A 19,239-nucleotide genomic window follows, 5' to 3' on the forward strand; every position below is an offset into this window, starting at 1 on the left:
TCGCTTCCGCAGAAGCCTGGATATACGTCGCTCACATTCGCCTGCTCACCCGCAGGCTCGCAAGAAGTTGATATCAAAACACTCTTTTTGATTCAGGCTCTCAAAGGTCGTGACATAGATGAGATTGTAACGATTCCGCTGGGCGAACCAGAAAGCCTTTTTGAGCAACAGCTCACCGATCTTGAAGCCGCGTTTCTCCGGCCGGACTTTGAACGTGCAAATCTTCAGGATCTTCGCAGCTTTTTGGGTTGCATCTGTATCCGCGCCGATTTCATCTTTCCGTACGAGAATGCCGGCCACGCCGCCATCGTCTACGATCCAGCATGGACGGTGCTGTTTGACGCATTTCTCGGTCCACCAAGCATCGAAGTCTTTATAGTCTTCGCGCAGGCTATCGAAAATCGTGTCAGTGAGCGGGATCGAATGGGCTGAAACCTCTTCGACATATCGGACTGGAGCCTCGACAGGCTCGAAGGTTGTACGGAGCAGCTGCACGGCATCTGCCACAAAGAGTACTCGACGTCCGAGCTCGGGCGAATGACGACGCGCACGATCATGGAACCCACGGTCCTGCGTAACAACAAAGTCGGCAGCCCTAATGGCTAGGGCATGTAGCAGCGTTGCATCGACCACGTCATTCGGGCGCGGCAAAGAGCCGAATTCGGCTTGAAGCTGTGCGGCTGTCAGACCGCGAACCTTAACTAGCGTCTGGAACTTGTCGAGCTTGCTTAGGGAGATACGGCGGCGCGTTGCATCAGTGTCCCGGCCAATATCATCTCGCGCGGCCTCATGGACAAATATGTCCACTTTATGCTTGGCGGCGAGACTAGTGAACGCAGCGAAGGCCGGTTCGACCGTTCTGTTATCTTCTAGAAAAATTATGACATTAGTATCAATTAGATAAGTTTGACGGCTCATTCTGGAGCGCTCTTTGCAGACTGGGCTTTGCGTACAAAAATGACTGCGGTGCCTTAAACCCAAATCGCTCCCTCAATTCCGCTAAATCGAGGGGCCGAGAAAACAGCCGTGGCTTCACCATCGTCAGAGCGTAGCCTTCATCCAGCCCCCCAAAATAGGAGTCGAAATCGGCCTTACGAATCGAGGCCGATCTGCCATGGCGTTGCCACAGGGTTTTGATCGGCAACCGTTCGATACCACGGATTTCAGCGGCGCCAACAAGCGCGCGCACTGGCGACGTCGAATAGATATAAGCGACAGTTCCTCGAGGGGTAGCTAATGGAAACCTGCGCCGAAGTTCGACTGTTTTCTTGCCGACCAGAATCTTTTTGGAGTACTCGGGTTTAATACTTAGAACAAGATCGCGACGCGACCTGAGGTCATCGTCGAAGATCGGCAATACATATTGGTCATGATCATCTTGATATGCTCTCAAGGTATCGGCGAGAGCGTCGGACACAGCTGGGAAGACAGCATCGATACGCAAGCGCGCGCCCAATGCTTCGACATATCGCTGAAGGGAAGAAATCTGAACATCGCCCCGCTGTTCGATTTTCGAGACGGCGGCTTGGCCTACGCCCAACCGTTGTGCAAGCTCCAATTGGGTCAGTCCGAGAGCCTGCCGCAAGGTTTTCAGTGATATGCCAACTACACGGCCAGCCTCGCCGCTGCCGACGCGAACTGCATCGACGAAGGTGCCATCTTTCGATGCAATATTGTCTCTCTGATTCATGGGTATAATGATAGCAGGTATATTCCCTATAAGGAATTATTGTATATCGCCGGAGACATTCGCGCCGGCATAGTCCCGCCTGACCAGACTGAGGTCATGCACATGGATCAAGTCGAAATGCCTCGAGATCAAAACTGGGAGGCACGCCGCAACTGAAATGAGTGTGGTTCGAGCATCAGCTTTCGGCCACTGTCGTGATCGTCGGAGCGACTGCGTTGAGCGACAGAGCGATAAGCTGGCTGGCGAAGGGGAACAGCGTTGCCGTTGCCAGGGCAGAACAGCCAAGCCTTAAGGCGCCGACGTCGCAATCGCAGCCCACGCAGGCCGAACTTTGCCCACTGCACGGCATCGCCCTAATAGGCCAGCCGATCGCCTGATAACGCTGTAGCGGCTTCGCGACGGCTTGTTACGAGCTGGAATTCAGGTTCCGCCAGGGGCATGGCTGGCGGGCACCAACGCCCCCTCAATGCCTCTTGAAATACTGCACCTCGCGTTCGTGCTTTTCGGCGGCCTCGCGGGTATCGAAGGTGCCGAGATTGCGGCGCTTGCCGGTCTTTTCGTCCTTCTTGCGCGAATAGAGGCGGTATTTTCCGTCTTTGAGTTTTCTGATCATCTGTCACTCCCCGAGCCGCTGCTTCCCCTTAAGGTTGCGCGCGGCTTGTTCGATAGCCGCCCTGTCGTTTCCCAGCCTGTCGATCAACCCCTGCGCCTGTTCGCCCGATATGCCGGTGCGCACCGCCAGGGCCTCCACCGTCAAAACGTCGGAGCTCGCGACCTCGCGGGTTTCCGGCAGGGCATCGCCTGCCGTCAGTGGCAGGGCTGCCTCCCTGTCGATCTCGGCCTCGGCCTGGTGCCAGTGCCGCTCGGGATCGCCATGGATCCCGCCTTCGCGTTCCCAGATCTGGTATGCGCGCTCACGAATCTTGTCTTCCCGGTCGTCGCCCATGTTGATTTCTCCTTTGGGTATCGGATGAACGCCGCGCCAACCCGAACGATCCAAGAAATCTGCGTGATCGTTGGGTGGGGTCGCACAAGGCGCCATGCACTGCGGCCGCCAGCCACCCCCCGGCCTGCCTACTCGCACTGCCTGCGCGGCCCCCCGGAATACGGCTGATAGCTGTTGTCCTCCGGTCGATATGACCGGTAGCGGCTGAAGCAGTATTGCACGTGATCGGATGAGAGCTCGGCGGCGCCGGGTTCATCCGATGGCGGGTAGCCCTCCACCGACGACGTATCGCTCGCCTCGAAATAGCTGCCGTCATCGGCGGCGCCGAGATAGGGCGAGATGCAGGGGCGCTGTTGTCCGCTGTAAGATGTGTAGTGGTTGTCGTCCGGCCTGTAGGAGCGGTAGCGGCTGGCGCACCATTCCACGTGGGCGGCGGGTAGCGTCTGCTGCTCTTCCGCTGGTGGCTGGGTAGAGCCGGTCGCGGTGATGTCGGTTGTCGACGCTGGGGCATCGGCGGGTTTCGAGGTGCGATCGACTTCCGAGGTGCGAACGGGGACTGGGCGGGCCGGGAGGCGCTCGAGGCGCTGCGAGGCCGGGTTCACCGGTTGCGGGTCCCTGGTCCACAGTTCGGCGACGCTGGAGACCGGGGCGGCCGGCCGTACCGGCTTGGCTATTAGAAGCCAGGTGGCGAAGGCGAGGCCGCTGGCGAATACGGCAAGCGTCAGCACGAAGCCGCCAAAGATTGCGAACAAGGCTTTCATGCCGCGCTCCTTCGCCTCCCGGTTAAGGAAATGCGGGGGTGGGGAATCCGGTTCCAGGAAAGCGCGGGGCGGGGATCTTAGGCGGCTTTCAGTGCAGGCCGAATTCGCGCAGCAATTCTTCGCGGTAGCGCACGAAGCGGCTTTCGCTGCGCTCGCGCGGGCGGGGCAGGTCGATGTCGATCAGCCGCGCCGCGCCGCCTTTCTCCTTGGGCAGGATCAGCACCCGGTCGGCAAGGTAGATCGCTTCCTCTAGGTCGTGCGTCACCATCACCATGGTGACGTTCTCCTCGCTCCAGATGCGCGCCAGTTCCTCCTGCATGCCGATCTTGGTCATAGCGTCGAGCGCGCCCAGCGGCTCGTCGAGCAGCAGGATTTCGGGCTGCACGGTCAAGGCGCGGGCAATGCCGACGCGCTGCGCCATGCCGCCCGACAGCTGCCGGGGAAACGCATCGCTGAATTCGGCGAGGCCGACGAGCGCGATATAGAAGCGCGCCCGTTCCTCGGCCTCGGCCTTGGGCACGCCGCGCACTTCGAGGCCGAAGGCGACATTGCCGAGCACCGTCAGCCAGGGCAGCAGGCGCGGTTCCTGGAAAATCACCGCGCGCTCGGCACCGACGCCGTGCACTGGCTTGCCGTCGATGGCGACGCCGCCGCTGTCGGCAGCCTCCAGCCCCGCAAGTATGCGCAGCAGCGTGGTCTTGCCCGATCCGCTGGCGCCGACGATGACAAGGCATTCACCCGAGCGGATGTCGAGGTTGAGGGTCCTCAGCACGGCGAGCGAGCGCCCGCCGATGCTGAAGGATTTGGACAGGCCGCGTATGCTGACCTCACCGCCGCTTGTGCCGCTCATCGCGCTCGTCTCCCAACTAGTTGGTCGGTTGCTTTTGTCAGTTGGTCTTGGTTTCGCCGGGCCGGTAGAGGATGTCCGCTGCCTTCAGCTTGCCCTTTGGCAGGCGGCCGTCGCGCTCGAGCACGCTGACCCAGAAGTCGATGTCGCGATCCGTCGCCTTGGCCCCTTGGCGCAGCCCGAAGCCGGTCCAGTAGCGCGCCAGCTCGCCGTTTTCGCCGCGCTTGTCGAGGATGTTTGCCAGCACCTTGCGCGCTTCGTCGGGGTTCTGCAGCGACCAGTCAGAGGCGCGCGCCGATTGCTCGACGAAATTGCGGGCGGCATCGGGATGCGCGGCGATGAAGTCGCGCCTGAGCACGACGAAGCCGCCGGCCAGCTCGCCCAGCACGTCGGTGTCGTTGAACACGCCACGCACACCGCCATTGTCGACGAGGGCGCCGGCAAACGTCGCCTGCCAGTAGCCGAGCGCCGCGATGTCGACCTGGCGGGAGCGCAAGGTCTGCTCGAGCTGCGGTCCGGGCACGACGACGAGATTGGCGGCATCCGGCGGCAGGCCGACGCTGTGCAGCGCCTCGCGCACGGTGTAGTCGAGATGGGCGCCGAGCGTGTTGACGGCGATGGTCTTGCCGGCGATGTCGGCGATCGATTTGATCGGGCTGTCGTCCAGCACGTAGAAGACGCTACGCACCTTGCTGTTGATGCCGTTGCTCGGATAAGCGGCGACGAAGTCGTTGCCGCCGGAGATCGAGTTGATCACGGCTGCGGTTGCAGCCGAGCCGATATCGACGCTGCCGGAGGCCAGCGCAAACAATGATTCCGGGCCGCCGCCGGAATAGCCGACATTCTCGACCTCGATACCGAGGCCTTTGAAATAGCCGAGCTCGCCGGCCAACTCATGCGGAGAGATGCTGCCACGGCTGGCGAGGGAGCGGAACTTCACTGGTGCCGCTTCGGCAAAGGCGAAGCGCGGCAGACCGGCGGCGAGAAGGCCGGCGGCGAAGGGCGCGCCGGCAAGCAGGGAACGGCGGGAGATTTTCATGGTCCGGGTCTTTCCTGATTTGAGTTCTGGCCTGGTTGAGATTGGTAAGCGCGGGTGGTCAGTCGACGGCATTGCTCCAGCGGCAGAGCCGCCGCTGCAGGCTGACCAGCGCCTGGTTGGCGATCAGGCCGAGGCCGGCGAGGATGACGATTGCCGCAAACATCAGCGGGATCTGGAAGTTGTACTGCGCGTTCATCACCTGAAAGCCGATGCCCTTGTTGGCGCCGATCATTTCGGAGGCGATCAAAAGGAGCAGCGCCGTGGTGGCGCTGAGCCTAAGCCCAACGAAGATCGACGGCACGGCGCCGGGCAGCACGACGCGACGGAAGACGGTGAGCTGCCTGGCACCATAGACGCGGGCCATCTCCAGCAGTTTCGGATCGACCTGCTTGACGCCGCCGATGGTGTTGAGCAGCAACGGGAACAGCGTCGCCCAGAAGATGACGAACACCTTGGACGCCTCGCCGAGCCCAAGCAGCAGGATAAATACGGGATAGAGCGCCAGCGCCGAGGTCTGGCGGAAAACCTGCAGGATGGGATCGAGCGCGGTTTCGACCGTGCGCACCTGACCCATGAACAGGCCAAGCGGGATGGCGACCAGCACGGCGGCCGCGAAAGCGAGACCGGCGCGCTGCAGGCTGATGGCGATGTCGCCGAGCAGAGTGCCGCCGGCCAGCCCCTTCCAAAGTGCTGCGACAATCATGTCGATCGGCGGCAGCACGGCCGCGTTGACCCAGCCCGCGCTGCTCGACACTTGCCAGATTGCGAGGAAAGCGATGAGGACGCCGTAGCGCGACAGGAAGCGGATGCCCGCCCGGCCACCGAGGCGCAGGAAGTCCGTGCCGAGGCTTGTCGTGCTGTCAGGCGTGCCGAGGCTGGCGGCCTGTTCGATGTGCTGCAAGGTCATCGTGTTGCCTCCTGCTTGGAAAATATCGGGCTTTCTCGGGATTATTCGGCGGCCAACACCGCCGAGCGGGCGGCGGTCCAGGGGTTTTCCGGCCGCCTGAGGCCGAGGTTCTCGCGCAGTGTCCTGCCTTCATAGGCGGTGCGGAACAGGCCGCGGCGCTGCAGTTCGGGGATCACCAGCTCGACGAAGTCGTCGAGCCCGCCGGGCAGCCAGGGCGGCAGGATGTTGAAGCCGTCGGCGGCTTCGTTGCCGAACCATTCCTCCAGCTGATCGGCGACCTGCGTGGCGCTGCCGATGACGGTATAATGGCCGCGGGCCGTTGCCACCCATTGGTAGAGCTGTCGGATGGTGAAGTTGTGCTCGTCGGCAATCTGGCGGATCAGCGCCTGGCGGCTCTTCATGCCTTCGGTCTCCTTGCTCGGCGGCAGCGGTCCATCAAGCGGATAGCCGGTGATGTCGAGCGTCTGGCCGGCCAGCCCGTTGAGCAGGGCGACGCCGTCTTCGGGCAGGATGAGATCGTTCAGCTGCTGGTACTTGGCGCGCGCTTCTTCTTCGGTGCGGCCGACGAAGGGTGCCACGCCCGGCATGACCAGCACCTGCTCGGGATTGCGGCCGGCGGCCGTCACGCGCGCCTTGATATCGCGATAGAATTCCTGCGCCGACGCCAGGTTCTGATGGGCGGTGAAGATGACTTCCGCCGAGTGGGCGGCGAGCTTGCGACCGTCTTCCGATTGCCCCGCCTGCACCACGACCGGGTGCCCCTGCACCGGGCGCGGCACGTTGAGCGGCCCTTTCACGCTGAAATGCGCGCCCTTGTGGTCGATGTCGTGGAGCTTGTCCTTGTCGTAGAAGCGCCCCGATTTCTTGTCGCGGATGAAGGCATCGTCCTCCCAGCTGTCCCACAGCGCCTTGACCGTCTCGACGTGCTCATGCGCGCGGGCATAGCGCTCGGCGTGGGCAGGCTGCGTCTCGCGATTGAAGTTGCGCGCGGTTTCGTCGCCGGCCGAGGTGACGACGTTCCAGCCGGCGCGGCCGTTCGACAGATGATCGAGCGAGGCGAATTTGCGGGCGAGCGTGTAGGGCTCCTCGTAGGTGGTCGAGGCGGTAGCGATGAAGCCGAGATGCGTGGTGAGCGGCGCCAGCGCTGCAAACAGCGTCACTGGCTCGAAGCCGGCGATCTTGGCATTGCCGCCTTCGCGGGCGCCGAGCCCGACCGTCAGATTGTCGGCGAGGAAATAGGCATCGAACAGGCCGCGCTCGGCGGTCAGGGCGAGCTGCTTGTGGAACTCGAAATTGGTGGCGCCGTCGGCCGGCGCCTCGGGGTGGCGCCAGGCGGCGATATGCTGTCCGCCGCCGGGCAGGAAAGCGCCCAGTTTGATTTGCCTGGATTTGGTGGATCTGGTCATCGCGGCGTGCTCCTGGACGGATCGGAAAGGGGATCTCGGGTCAGTGGTGCGTTCAGGCGGCAAGGCCGACGCCGTAGGGCACCCCGGTTACACGGCATGCCTCGGCGACCGCCTGCCGGGCGCGGGCGTGGATGGCTTCCGACACCAGCACGCCATTGGCAAAATCCTTGTCGGAGGCGTAGATCGCGGTCGGCACGGTCAGCGCCTCGAAGAAGCCGAACAGCGGCCGCAACTGGTGCTCGACGATCAGCGAATGGCGCTCGCCGCCGCCGGTCGCGGCGAGGATGACGGGCTTGCCCCTCAGCGATGACGGATCGAGCAGGTCGAAGAAATGCTTGAAAAGCCCGGTATAGCTGCCTTTGAAAGTCGGCGAGCCGGCCACCAGGATGTCGGCGCCCAGCAGCCGTTCGACGATGTTGCGCGCCGCCGGGTCGAGATCGCCGAGGCGCCTTGCCTGCGGCAGGGACGCGCCGAGATCCTCGATGTCGAAGACGGCCGAGGCCGCGCCGATGCTTTCGGCGGCCTGCCCGACAATGTGGCTGACGAACGCCTTGGTCTTCGATGGCCGGGTCAAATTGCCCGACAGCCCCACCACGAGCTTTTTCGACATTCCTGGCTCCCTCTCAAGCGCTCTATTTTAAGATCTTGGGTCTAGCGATCTATGTTAAATCTAGAGAGTTTGTAGAATTAAGAGAGTGAGAAAATTTCAAAAGCAGCGCATTGGGCGAACGGAGTTTGCGGCACATCGCCCGCAATTGGTTCATTCAATGCGGCGTACTGCACCGGCGCAGCGCATCGACCGGCGATGCAAAGGCCTCCCAGCACCTTGTCCCTAGGGCTGCGGTGAATCAGGTCAATTTGATTCAAATCCGGCTGTGGATATTTGCTTTTGGCTAAATCGAGGCGGTCATCTTGCCGGCGGGCGGGCAACAGGGAGATGCCTATGACAAGCGACTTTGCCGCCGCACACCTGCACCTTGAACGAGCCTGCCACTATTTGAGCGGCGAGGACGAGACGAGCCGCACGGCTCGTGCGGCTCTGGATCTCCTGATCGATGCAATTGTCGCAGCGCAATACAAGCGGCCGGTGGGAGATGTTGTGGAGTTTCCAAGGCCGGCAAAGCTGGGGCAATCCGCAAGCGGGAACGGGTAATCCAACTAGCGGCGTCCCTTGTCCTGCCGGATTTACATGAACCAGGTGGCCACTAGGCCGATCGTCGCCGAGAAGATAGCGGCGGTCGTTGCCCAACCGAGTATGTTGGTGCTGCGGCTGTTCACCTGCTCCCCCATGATCCTGCGGCTGTTAGTCATCAGCATGATGAGCAGCAGCAAGGGCGGCGTCGAGAAGCCCTGAACGATGCCGGACCAGACCAGCGCCTTCATCGGATTGAAGCCGAGGAAGTTGAGGCCGGCGGCGATCGCCGTAAAAAATCCGATGGCGAGATAAAATTTGGGCGCCTCTCGAGCCCGGGCGTGCAGGCTGTTTTTCCAGCCGATGGCTTGTGCCACATCATAGGCAGCGCCGGTCGTCATGACAGGAACCGCTAGGAAACCGACGCCGATCACGCCTGCGGCGAACAGAACGCTTGCGGCCTGGCCGGCGAGTGGGCGCAGCGCCTCCGCGGCTTGCGCGGCCGTGTCGATATCGTGATGGCCCGCCTTGTAGAGCGTAGCACCCGTCGACAGGATGATGAAATACATGATGAGATTTGAAAACGTCATGCCTATGAGGATGTCCCGGCGCGAGCGGCGGAGTTCGCCGGCGGTGGCGCCCTTCCTTTGCCTGAGCGTCGTTCGCCCTTGGGCAATCTCCTCCTCGACCTCCTCATTGGACTGCCACGTATAGAGATAGGCGGACAGCGTCGTACCGATGATGGCGACCAGGATCGACAGGAACTCCCGGTTGAATTCGATCCTGGGAAGCAGCGTTCCGCGCAGCACCGCCGCGGCGTCCGGCTTGGCCAGAATGGCGGCACCGACATAGGCGAGCAGCGCCAGCGCCAGCCAGCGAAAGATGTTGCGGATCAAAGTATAGGAGCCGAAGACCTGGAGGGCGAAGATGAGGACGGCGACGAACAGCACGATCAGCGGAATGGGAAGCGGCACGAACATATTGATCGCCGCGGCCATTCCGCCGAGATCGGCCGCTGCCTCGATGGTGTTGCCGACGAGCACACCCAACAGCACCGACCAGAGCAGCCACCGCGGGTAGAAGTCCTTGATGACGTGGAACAATCCGCGCCCCGACACCTGGCCGAGCTTCGACGACAGGTAGACGACCGCGTACATCATCGGCAACGTTACCGGAGCCGTCCAGAGCAGGTCGGGTCCGAAACGGGCGCCGGCACTGGCATAGGTGCCTATCGCGGAACAATCGTCGTCGGCCGCCCCTGTTATCAGGCCGAGGCCGAGCGCTCGTCCTATGCCGCCTTTGCCCTCCTTCGGTGGGATGGAATGATCGGAACCGGCCTGCCTCATTGCGACCGGACCGGGTTGCGAACGAAAGACGCGGCCTGCCATGCAATAATGGTAAGGATCGGTCGCGGCGCTGGTCTCATTTTGCTTCCTTCCACAACTTGCCCAAACCCGGCGTGCCATGACTTGTTCCGCGACGACCGGACAGGGGTTTTGGCTCAGGCAAAAAAGTTCGGGTTGACCGCTTCCGAACGCGAAGCGACTATCCGTTCGAGGCGAAGATCGCAGGAGGAAATGCAATGGACGAGCCCGGTCAGTGGCGCCACATGTCGAGCGCGCCAAGGGACGGCAGCAGAATCCTTGTCACGGTTCGGCCGTCCGAACAGGGTCCGGCCGAGGTCGACATGGCTTACTGGGCCCGCGCCGATCAGTTCGGCAGCGAAGGCTGGCGCGCCTCCGACTCGTCTCCAGGACGCATCGTCGAATATGCCGAACCCGAGCTGAAGTGCTGGATGCCGCTGCCGTCGGCCAATCTCAGCAAGGGATCGATGCCGAGCCCCTGGGAGGGCGAAGATGTGCCGCTGGTGGATGGCTCCGGGATATGAGCTAGCGGGGAGGTAGTTTTGATCGCTGGCGGGACAGCGCCTCCCTCTGTCCTGCCGGACATCTCCCCCCAAAGGGGGAGATAGGCAGCTTCACTGTCGGCCCTCAGAACAGGAATGCAGCTGTAGCGGGGTTCGGGCCGGTGCGGCCGTCGGGCGAATCCATGCCCCGGATAAGCTCGAGGTCCTTCGCTTGCAGCTCGAAATCGAAGACATCGAAATTGGCGGCGATGCGGTCCTGGTGGATCGACTTTGGAATGACGATCAGCCCTTCCTGAAGGTGCCACCTGACGATCGTCTGCGCCACCGACTTGCCGTGTTTCCTGGCGATGCTTTCAAGCGTCGGATCGCTCAACAGCCGGCCGCTGCCCAGCGGGCTCCAGCTCTCGATGCGGATGTTGTGCCTGTCGTGGAATTCACGTTTGTCACGCTGCTGGAAGCGGGGGTGGAGCTCGATCTGGTTGACGGTCGGCGTGACGCCGGTCTCGCCGATGATCCGTTCGAGTGTCCTGGTTGAAGTTCGAAACGCCGATCGACTTGATCCGGCCTGATTGCCTGAGTTCGATCAGCGTCTTCCAGGCCTCGACATATCTGTCTTGGCTGGGCACCGGCCAGTGGATCAGGAACAGGTCGATCTGTTCGATGCCGAGCTTGCTCATCGTCTCGTCGAAGGCGCGCAAGGCGGCGTCGTGCTGATGTGCGCCGTTGCGCAGTTTCGAGGTGATGAACAACTCGCTTCTCGGCACGCCGGCCGAGCGGATCGCCTGCCCGACACCTTCCTCGTTCTGATAGCCTTCGGCGGTGTCGATCAGCCTGTAGCCGGCCTCGATCCCCCAGCGCACCACCTTGGCCGTGATGGCTGGATCGACCTGCCACACGCCGAGGCCGATTTGCGGAATGGCGGAGCCGTCGTTCAATCTGATCTGTTCAGGTCTATTCAGGGTAATCTGTTCAGGCATGTTCAGGTCCTTCTGCATCGTTCCGCCCGGCGCACGCTCTATCTAGTCCGGATGGCCGCCAAAGCCAGTCGATATCAGGAGAATGTGAGGAGACGGACGTGAAGCGCTGATCCTCCGCTTCGGGCCGACAGCTCTCTGTGACCCACGGACTCCAGGGAACTCTATACAGGACGACCCCACTATCGCGGATTCTGTGGTATTCTGTGGACTATCCGAGGAGGCGACTGCGTTGACCAACAGCTTGGAAGCCGAAGGGGCAAGAGACTGGTCGCCCCTGCTGGTCGCGGCAGAACAAGGCGATGCGGAGGCGGTTCGATCGGGATTGGCGGCTGGCGCCGACATCAATCAGTCGGACGACGGCGGCTGGTCTGCACTTCACCTTTCAGCCCTCAATGACCGCACAGCTGTGGTGGAGGCGCTGATCGAAGACCCGGAAATCGACGTGAATTCGAGAAACAAGTGGAAGAGCACGCCCTTGAGCCTTGCGTCGGCCAAGGGACATTACGAGTGTATCTCAGTCCTCGTGAGACACCCCCAAATAGAGATCAACGCGCGAGCTGACTACTACGGCAGAACGGCTCTTATCGAGGCGGCGAAGAACGGGCATCTCGAAGTCGTCAAGTTGCTCGTGGAGAATGGCGCGGAAATAAATTTGACCGACAAGACGGGGAGAAACAACGCGCTCATCGAGGCTATCAAGGGGCGGCACTACGAGATCGCGGAATACCTGTTGGATTCTGGGAAAGTGAGCTTTATCAACAAAGAGATGAGGCTAAACGCCCTGATCTGGGCTGGCAGCTGCCACAACCCTCAGCTTATCGAAAAGCTGGAAGCCGCGATCCACAGTTTCTTCAACGGCAAATAGGGGCCTCGCCCTTACTGTCGCGGGGCGCGTCCGTATCTCCCGTCACGTCGACACGCTCGATGGCGCAAACGGCCCCGCGGCGCTTCACATAAATTATTCAACCAAACGGTTTACTATCTCAAAGCGTGCGTCTATATTCAACTACATGGTTGAATTAGAGACACCCAAGATGGATGCGGTTTTTCACGCCCTTGGCGACGCCACCCGGCGGCACATGCTTCGCGATCTCGCTGATGGCGAGAAAACGGTAAGCCAGCTGGCGGAACCCTTCGCGATGTCGCTCGCGGCGGCCTCCAAGCACATCAAGGCGCTGGAGAACGCAGGGCTTATTCGTCGAGAGGTGAGGGGCCGCACGCATCTGTGCCGACTAGCCCCTGGACCGCTGGCCAGCGCCCATCAGTGGCTCAGCTTCTACGAGCGCTTCTGGACCGGTCGTCTCGATGTTCTCGAACGCCTTCTTCGCGAAGAGGACGCACGCAAAGCCCAGGATGAGTCCAGGAAATCGCCCAACCCGAAAGAAGGAGACGAGCAATGAACCAGATGAGAAGCATCGACGCCTATGGCGCGCTGAGCGAGGCCGCCACGTTCACCATCCAGCGCCTCTTGCCCGGCCCCATCGAGCGCGTCTGGGCCTATCTCACCGAGAGTGACCTGCGCCGGCAATGGATGGCCGCGGGCCAGATGGAAATGAAGGCCGGCAGCTCGTTCGAATTGGTCTGGCGTAACGACGAGCTGACGGACCCGCCTGGCCAGCGCCCCGCGGGCTTTCCCGAAGAGCATCGGATGGAGGGCCGGATCACCGAACTCGATCCGCCGCGCAAGCTTTCCATCACCTGGGGAAACACTGGCGGCGTCTCCTTCTTGCTGGAGGCGAAGGGTAGCGATGTGCTGCTCACCGTCGTTCATCGCCGCCTGCCGGAACGTGCAATCCAGCTCAACATCACGGCCGGCTGGCACATACACCTCGACCTGCTGGCCGCCCGCCTGGCGGACAAGACGCCGACCTCGTTCTGGGACGGCTGGAGCCGCCTGCGGGAAGAATACGACCGCCGCCTGCCGGCCTGATGTAACTCGCGGCGGCCATCCCTGAGGTCGCCGCCAGCAACACGAAGCAACGATGAACCGATGAAACGTGCTTGCATCCCGCAAGCCTGGTGGAGGAAGTTATGCGCAAATTGATCGCTGGAATGAAAATTTCCGTCGACGGCAAGATGGAGGGACCCGAGGGTTACGCCGATTGGGTCGATGCGTGGTCGGACGAATACGGCCTGACGCCGCAAATCGATGCCTGCCTGCTTGGCAGCGTCATGTATGCCGGCTACGAGCGCTACTGGAGCGCCATCCAGGACGAGCCCGACAAGCCGCTGCCGATGACCGGCAAATTGCCGAAGCCGGCCGAGCTCGAATGGGCCCGCTTCGCCGCGCAGACCCCGCATTATGTGCTGTCGAACACAATGACTTCGGCGGCCTGGCCAAAGACGCGCTTCGTGCGGAATTTCGAGGATATCGCTGCGCTGAAACAGCAGCCCGGCAAGGACATCTACCTTATGGGCGGCGCCCGAATTACCGCGAGCCTTATCGATGCTGGGCTGGTCGATGAACTCAGGCTGATCGTCTATCCGCTGCTCGCCGGTGACGGAAAGGCGCTGTTTGGAACGGCGAAGAATCGTCGTGGGCTCGAACTGCGCAAGGTCGAGCAGCTTTCGGACGGCCGCGTCGGGCTGGTCTACGGGATCGGCTAAAGCGCGTCGCGTTCGATCGGCCTCATGCGACGCGCTTTTTGCGCGGCATGCATTAGCGCCAAGGTCAGGCAACGACGCCGCGGCAGGCCCAGGCGACATTGGCAAAGGACCTCGGGCCGTCGGGCCGGCCGGCCTCATAGGCGTCGCGCATGGCGGCGTCGGTGCGCGCCCGCTCTTCCGGGTCGAGCGCGGCCACATACTTGCCGAGCGGCCCTTCGCCGGCGGCAATCGGCGCCCAGTAATCATCGAAATTTTGGTAGTCCATGCGGATCATCAACTGGGTTTCCGTAACGTCGCGGAGACCCTGTTCGACAAAGGTCCGTTTCATTTCACCCGGCTGCATCATCGGCTGCGTGCAATAGCGGGCACGCAGCTGGCGTCCGCCTTCACTGAGCACCGCCACCGTGTCGATCATCATGCGCATCCCCGGCATGCCGCCGAGATGGTCCCATACCGTCGCCGCGACGACGCCGCCCGGCCGCACGACGCGGCGCATCTCGGCGACTGCCTTGCCGGCTTCGGGAACGAAATGGAGCACGAGCAGGGCTAGGGCACGGTCGAACGCGCCATCCTCAAAGGGCAGGGCGCAGGCATCCGCCTGACGGATTTTTATCCGCGGATCGGTGTTGCGTCGGATTGCCTCCTCGACGAAAACGGCCGAAAAGTCGATCGCCGCGACCTCGCCGAGGTCAGCGGCCTTGACGAGCGCGAAGGTCAGGCTGCCGGTGCCGCATCCGACGTCAAGGATCTTTTCGCCGTCCTTGAGGCCCGCGAAGCCGATGAACAGCGGCGCGAGCTTTTGGCTCCAGCGGCCCATGAGCTGCTCATAGCCGGCAGCATGGTGAACGTTGAAACTTGAAGTCATCGAACCCTCCCTTAGCATAAGCTAAACCTCGACACAGCGATTGCCAAGGCGGGCGAGCATTCGTCCCACCTTGGGGCGGCCGTTGACGAAAGCTAACTTACGGATGCCGGGTTGCTTCGTGGATTGATGTCCCCGCGTCGGCCTCGATTAGCCTCAGCTAGTTATTCGGCCGGCAGCCCGCGACGTTTCAATTCGCTGCGCGGCACCGGATCTCCGACACGGAAGCCGAAGGAAATGACTTTCGTCGCGTCCGGATCGACCTCGCAACGAAAGCTCAGGTCGTACCACTGCCCGTTGACGGGAAAGGGTGCACTGGCGACGTCAAGGACCGTGCCCTCCTTCAACCGATACTTGGGAATGCTGTCAAAAAAATAGGGGGGCGAGGCGTGGAGCAACTGCCCGCCGAGTTCCGTGGCGCAGAGCTGCCCGACCCGTTCGCCGCGCGGCAAAGCAGCCATTGCGATTGTCGCTATCGGATCACCGGTTGCTGCTTCCGAGAACAACGTCTTGGCTTGCTGAAGCTTCAAGGGTTTTTGCTCCTTGGCGACGTTCGCTGGCTTGGGCTTAGGCGGCGCGGATGCGCCAGGCGGTGGAGCCGAGTCTTTGCCGTCTACCGCAGTCACGGCAGGTGGCTGCGCAAGATCCTGTTTATTGGGATCTTGCGGCGCCGTCGGTTGTTCCGAACCATCCTCCGCACTGTTGCCGTCCAGAGACTTGCGAGGACCGGCGTCCTTCTCACCGAATTGGAAGACAGGTCTCTGCGCGGCGACCTCACGGCTCGCCGGGGTCTCGACCTTGGCTTCCGGCTGCTTTTCCGGCTTGGGCGGTTCAGCGGGGGACGGAGGTTTGGTTTTTTCCGGCGGTTTAGGCGGCGGCACCAGATCTACCCCGATGGCCTGCTCCTTCTGCGGCTGCGGGGGCGACAGCGGCAGTGCGGACAAAAGAAGCGCGGCGGCGAGCAAATGCACGACCGCGGAGGCAGGCAAGGCCCACCCGAATACCCGGCGCTGATCCCGTATGTCGTCTCTCATTGTGACCGGTGTGTGGAATGAAATATTGGCGGCATCAAGCATCGATGCGGCCAGACGTCGAAATAACCCGTTGCGAATCGAAAGTCGGCGGCTGCAACACGGCGCGGCATCCAATCGTGTGGCGTCGGCGTCCGCGCAGGGGACCGGGCCAGCAGCGCATGCAGCAAGTCGTCATTTCAGGCGGCTAGCAGGCACGCCCTGCCGGCACGGTGTCGCCGGTTGAAATCACAGGGAAACCGATAGCCCGCCGTCAACCGCCAGCACGTGCCCGTTGACGTAAGCGGCAGCGTCGGAGGCGAGAAACACCACGGCTCCGCCGAGCTCCTCAGGCTGGGCCCAGCGGCCCGCGGGGGTTCGTGCCTCGACCCATTTGGTGAAGGCCTCGTCGCGCATAAGTGCGGTGTTGAGCTCGGTGGCGAAATAGCCGGGGGCGATCGCGTTGACGGTGATGCCGTGACGGCCCAGCTCAGCGGCAGTTGAGCGTGTCAGCCCGTGCAGGCCCGCCTTTGCCGCTACATAGGCGTGAATGGTGGGACGGCCAAGGATCGCTGCGACCGATCCGGTGTTTATTATGCGCCCGAACTTGTTTGGCAGCATCAGGCGCACCGCGTCGCGCATCATGCGGAAGCAAGCCGACAGATTGACGGCAACCACATGGTTGAAATCCTCGTCCTGCCATTCGACTAACGGTTTCCGATGCTGGATGCCGGCGTTGTTGACCAGAATGTCGAGGCGGCCGTGGCGTTCGACGATTCCTTCGAGCGACGCCCTTGAGATCGCCGCGTCGGTGACATCGAACGGCAGGGCTTCTGCACCGATCCTTTCGGCGGCCGCGGAAAGGGCGGCCATGTCGCGCGCATTGACGATCACCGTCGCGCCGTTTTCCGCAAGTGCCTTGGCCATGGCAAAACCAAGACCACGCGAGGCACCCGTGACCAATGCGACACGGCCCTTGAGCGAGAACAATTCCGGCATTGAGATCCCCTATGAAAAGGGCGGGAGTTTCCTCCCGCCCAAAAGCACTATTTGGCGACGCAAGTGTCGGCTGTCTCCGGAGTGCAGACATCGAGGCCCGTGTAGGTCGGGTCGGCCGGCGGAGCCTTGCCCTCCTTCATTTCCTTCAGCGCCATCATAGTCTTGTAGCCCATCTCGAATGGCCGCTGGCCGACCTGGCCAAGGGAGAAACCTTCCTTCATCTGGTCGATCTGTACCGGAAGCGTGTCGGCAACGACAAGGGCCAGGGCTTTCGAGGCGATCTTGTCCTTGTACGGTGCGACCGCGGCGCGGTTGGCATCGGGAATGAACTGCGGGAAGCCGCCGGTTGGGACGAATGCGTCGAGGTTCGGGTTTTTCGCCATGATATCCTCGAACTGTTGTACCGAAAGCGGGAAATCATCGTTGGTGTAGAGCGGACAGCCTTCGATTTCGGTCCAGCCGTTCTGGCCCGTCAGCCGATCCCCGGGCGAGGCCGCCGATTTGGTGCCCGAAAGTGTATCGCGAATGCCCTGCATGCGCTCGTTGTGGTTGGCCGCCGCGGCGCCGCCGGACTGGATGCAGATCGTGCCGCCTTTGGGCTTGATCTGCATGACAAGCTTGGCGAGGTTCTCGCCGATCTCGTAATTGTGCGTGCCGATATAGGCAACGCGCAGATCCTTGTTTTCGGGCAGGAGATCGGAGTCCCAGGTGAGGACCGGGATGCCGGCTTCCTTGGCGGCCTGCAGCGCAACCGCCATCGCCGCGGCGTTCGATGGCGACACGGCGATGCCGTCCACCTTCTTGGCCACGAGGTCCTGCACGATCTGCACCTGCTCGTCGCCACCACCATGTTCGCCGGGGCCGATATACATGCACTCCACGGCGCCATTGGATTCGGCCTCGGCTTTCTTGCAGCCGTCGCGTGCCTGGTCGAAGAAAGGATTGTTCATGTTCTTCGGCACCAGGGCGAAGGTGTATTTCGCCTGGGCGCCGGAAACGGCGAGCACCATTGCGCCAAGCGCGACGGCGGCCGTCAGCAGATGTTTTTTCATGTGACGTTCTCCTCCTGGGTGTGATCCCGCAAGCCTCCCGCCGGCGGGTTTCTAGCGGCGTTTTTTGGGCATCAAGACTGCCAGCGACGCGGCGAGAATCGATTTGCCGCCGGTTTGCATGCCCAAAAGAACCGCAAGAACGATGAAGGCGCCGACGAAGGCACCCTGCCAGTTTGAATCGATGCCGGCCATCAGCAGCGCATTCCTGATCACCTCGAGGAAGGCCGAACCGATGATCGCACCGAAGGCCGTGCCGGCGCCGCCCATGAGGCTGGCGCCGCCAATGACTGTCGCGGCGATAACGCGCAGCTCGTAGCCTTGGCCCATGGCATTGATGGCCGAGCCGTTATAGCCGAGGAGCAGGAGCGAGGCGAGCGCGGCGGTGAAAGCCGAGAAGACATAGGCCTGGAATTTAATCCAGTTGACCGGAACGCCGGTGAGCCGTGCCGCCTCCTCATTGCCGCCGATGGCGAAGAGATGCCGGGCCCAGGCTGTGAAGTTGAATACGAAGCCGACAATCAGGGCCAAGATCACCATGGTCCAGAATTGTGACGACAGTTCTGGTATCCAATGCGGTGCCCAGTCGTTCGGACCATGCCGCGGCCATTTCCACTGACCGATTGCCTTCACGATCGGAGCATCGGGCCCGAACTGGTAGAGCATCTGGTTGGCCGAGAATACGACCGCCAGCGAGCGCGCGACGGACAGCATACCGAGGGTGACCACAAAGGACGGCATCCCGACATAGGCGACAAAGAATCCGTTGACCGCGCCACAGGCCAGACCGGAGAAAAGGCCCATGGCGAAGGCGACGTACCAGGGATAATGCCAGGTGAGGAACAGGCCGGCGACGATGACCACGAGACCCATGACGGAGCCGACCGACAGATCGATACCGCCGGTGATGATGACGATCGTCATGCCGAGGGCCATGATGCCGAAAGGTGCGAAATTGCGCGTCACATTGGCGACGTTTTCAGAGGTGCCGAAGCTCGGCTCCATCGCAGTCATCAACATGACGAGCGCGATGAGCGCGATCGTCACCCAGAAGGGCTGACTTGAAATCACACGTTGGAGAACTGTTTTTTCCTTGGTCGGGACGAAATCCGACATGGCCGGCCGGCCATGTTCTTCGAC

Annotated in this window: 20 protein-coding genes and 2 pseudogenes; 5 read left to right on the plus strand and 17 right to left on the minus strand. The window is 62.1% G+C overall.

From position 1 onward, the window contains the following. Positions 1-99 precede the first annotated feature (99 nt). The 11 genes and pseudogenes from NKJ91_RS28550 to NKJ91_RS28600 all read right to left on the minus strand — a co-directional run. Positions 100-918 (minus strand): annotated as a pseudogene (locus tag NKJ91_RS28550) (PIN domain-containing protein); the annotation flags it as partial. After that, positions 893-1,690 (minus strand): helix-turn-helix domain-containing protein, encoded by a 798-nt coding sequence (locus NKJ91_RS28555; RefSeq protein ID WP_352451460.1) that lies wholly within the window; start codon positions 1,688-1,690, stop codon positions 893-895. The gene NKJ91_RS28555 and the pseudogene NKJ91_RS28550, both read right to left, overlap by 26 nt. Before the next feature lie 463 nt (positions 1,691-2,153). Then, the gene (locus NKJ91_RS28560) at positions 2,154-2,303 is read right to left on the minus strand and encodes a hypothetical protein (RefSeq protein WP_023677295.1); all 150 of its coding nucleotides are present in this window, start codon (positions 2,301-2,303) and stop codon (positions 2,154-2,156) included. Between the two features lie 3 nt (positions 2,304-2,306). Further along, positions 2,307-2,636, minus strand: a complete 330-nt coding sequence (locus tag NKJ91_RS28565; protein WP_352458206.1) for a DUF2934 domain-containing protein — start codon at positions 2,634-2,636, stop codon at positions 2,307-2,309. Between the two features lie 128 nt (positions 2,637-2,764). Next, entirely contained in the window at positions 2,765-3,397 is a 633-nt protein-coding gene (locus NKJ91_RS28570; RefSeq protein ID WP_352458207.1) for a BA14K family protein, read from the minus strand. An 88-nt stretch (positions 3,398-3,485) separates the two neighbouring features. After that, positions 3,486-4,247: an ABC transporter ATP-binding protein gene (locus NKJ91_RS28575; RefSeq protein WP_352458208.1), complete on the minus strand. Its 762-nt coding sequence runs from the start codon at positions 4,245-4,247 to the stop codon at positions 3,486-3,488. Positions 4,248-4,284: 37 nt separating this feature from the next. After that, the gene (locus NKJ91_RS28580; RefSeq protein WP_352458209.1) at positions 4,285-5,283 is read right to left on the minus strand and encodes an ABC transporter substrate-binding protein; all 999 of its coding nucleotides are present in this window, start codon (positions 5,281-5,283) and stop codon (positions 4,285-4,287) included. 58 nt (positions 5,284-5,341) lie between these two features. Then, the gene (locus tag NKJ91_RS28585; protein ID WP_352458210.1) at positions 5,342-6,190 is read right to left on the minus strand and encodes an ABC transporter permease; all 849 of its coding nucleotides are present in this window, start codon (positions 6,188-6,190) and stop codon (positions 5,342-5,344) included. A 41-nt stretch (positions 6,191-6,231) separates the two neighbouring features. Further along, complete coding sequence (locus NKJ91_RS28590; protein WP_352458211.1) at positions 6,232-7,596, minus strand: LLM class flavin-dependent oxidoreductase; 1,365 nt, start codon at positions 7,594-7,596, stop codon at positions 6,232-6,234. Between the two features lie 52 nt (positions 7,597-7,648). Further along, on the minus strand, positions 7,649-8,206 hold the full coding sequence (gene msuE / locus NKJ91_RS28595) for an FMN reductase (RefSeq protein WP_023677302.1): 558 nt from the start codon (positions 8,204-8,206) through the stop codon (positions 7,649-7,651). Between the two features lie 575 nt (positions 8,207-8,781). Next, positions 8,782-10,074: an Nramp family divalent metal transporter gene (locus NKJ91_RS28600; RefSeq protein ID WP_352458212.1), complete on the minus strand. Its 1,293-nt coding sequence runs from the start codon at positions 10,072-10,074 to the stop codon at positions 8,782-8,784. Positions 10,075-10,310: 236 nt separating this feature from the next. Here NKJ91_RS28600 and NKJ91_RS28605 point away from each other — a divergent pair, with 236 nt between their 5' ends. After that, a complete protein-coding gene (locus NKJ91_RS28605; protein WP_023677305.1) occupies positions 10,311-10,616 on the plus strand; it encodes a hypothetical protein in 306 nt (101 codons plus the stop codon). Between the two features lie 103 nt (positions 10,617-10,719). On the opposite strand, the pseudogene NKJ91_RS28610 reads toward NKJ91_RS28605, so the two are convergent. Then, positions 10,720-11,572, minus strand: a pseudogene (locus tag NKJ91_RS28610) (aldo/keto reductase). Between the two features lie 229 nt (positions 11,573-11,801). Here NKJ91_RS28610 and NKJ91_RS28615 point away from each other — a divergent pair. The 4 genes from NKJ91_RS28615 (at position 11,802) to NKJ91_RS28630 (ending at position 14,179) form a co-directional block, all read left to right on the plus strand. Beyond that, positions 11,802-12,437 carry an ankyrin repeat domain-containing protein gene (locus NKJ91_RS28615; RefSeq protein ID WP_352458213.1) on the plus strand — a complete coding sequence of 212 codons (636 nt, stop codon included), beginning with the start codon at positions 11,802-11,804 and terminating at the stop codon, positions 12,435-12,437. A gap of 145 nt (positions 12,438-12,582) precedes the next feature. Continuing rightward, positions 12,583-12,972: an ArsR/SmtB family transcription factor gene (locus tag NKJ91_RS28620; RefSeq protein ID WP_352458214.1), complete on the plus strand. Its 390-nt coding sequence runs from the start codon at positions 12,583-12,585 to the stop codon at positions 12,970-12,972. Continuing rightward, positions 12,969-13,502, plus strand: coding sequence for an SRPBCC family protein (locus NKJ91_RS28625; protein WP_352458215.1), 534 nt, complete (start codon positions 12,969-12,971; stop codon positions 13,500-13,502). Before NKJ91_RS28620 ends, NKJ91_RS28625 begins: the two co-directional genes overlap by 4 nt. 101 nt (positions 13,503-13,603) lie before the next feature. Next, positions 13,604-14,179, plus strand: a complete 576-nt coding sequence (locus tag NKJ91_RS28630) for a dihydrofolate reductase family protein (RefSeq protein WP_352458216.1) — start codon at positions 13,604-13,606, stop codon at positions 14,177-14,179. A gap of 64 nt (positions 14,180-14,243) precedes the next feature. Here NKJ91_RS28630 and NKJ91_RS28635 read toward each other — a convergent pair whose 3' ends face one another. The 5 genes from NKJ91_RS28635 to NKJ91_RS28655 all read right to left on the minus strand — a co-directional run bounded on the left by NKJ91_RS28635 (position 14,244) and on the right by NKJ91_RS28655 (position 19,215). Continuing rightward, positions 14,244-15,044 (minus strand): class I SAM-dependent methyltransferase, encoded by an 801-nt coding sequence (locus NKJ91_RS28635; RefSeq protein ID WP_352458217.1) that lies wholly within the window; start codon positions 15,042-15,044, stop codon positions 14,244-14,246. A 161-nt stretch (positions 15,045-15,205) separates the two neighbouring features. Beyond that, positions 15,206-16,117 (minus strand): DUF930 domain-containing protein, encoded by a 912-nt coding sequence (locus NKJ91_RS28640; RefSeq protein ID WP_352458218.1) that lies wholly within the window; start codon positions 16,115-16,117, stop codon positions 15,206-15,208. A gap of 183 nt (positions 16,118-16,300) precedes the next feature. Then, on the minus strand, positions 16,301-17,050 hold the full coding sequence (locus NKJ91_RS28645; RefSeq protein ID WP_352451446.1) for a glucose 1-dehydrogenase: 750 nt from the start codon (positions 17,048-17,050) through the stop codon (positions 16,301-16,303). Between the two features lie 47 nt (positions 17,051-17,097). Next, positions 17,098-18,102 carry a sugar-binding protein gene (locus tag NKJ91_RS28650; protein WP_023677316.1) on the minus strand — a complete coding sequence of 335 codons (1,005 nt, stop codon included), beginning with the start codon at positions 18,100-18,102 and terminating at the stop codon, positions 17,098-17,100. 51 nt (positions 18,103-18,153) lie between these two features. Then, on the minus strand, positions 18,154-19,215 hold the full coding sequence (locus tag NKJ91_RS28655; protein ID WP_023677317.1) for an ABC transporter permease: 1,062 nt from the start codon (positions 19,213-19,215) through the stop codon (positions 18,154-18,156). Positions 19,216-19,239: the final 24 nt, after the last annotated feature.

The sequence above is a fragment of the Mesorhizobium sp. M0040 genome (assembly GCF_040323505.1).
GTDB lineage: Bacteria > Pseudomonadota > Alphaproteobacteria > Rhizobiales > Rhizobiaceae > Mesorhizobium.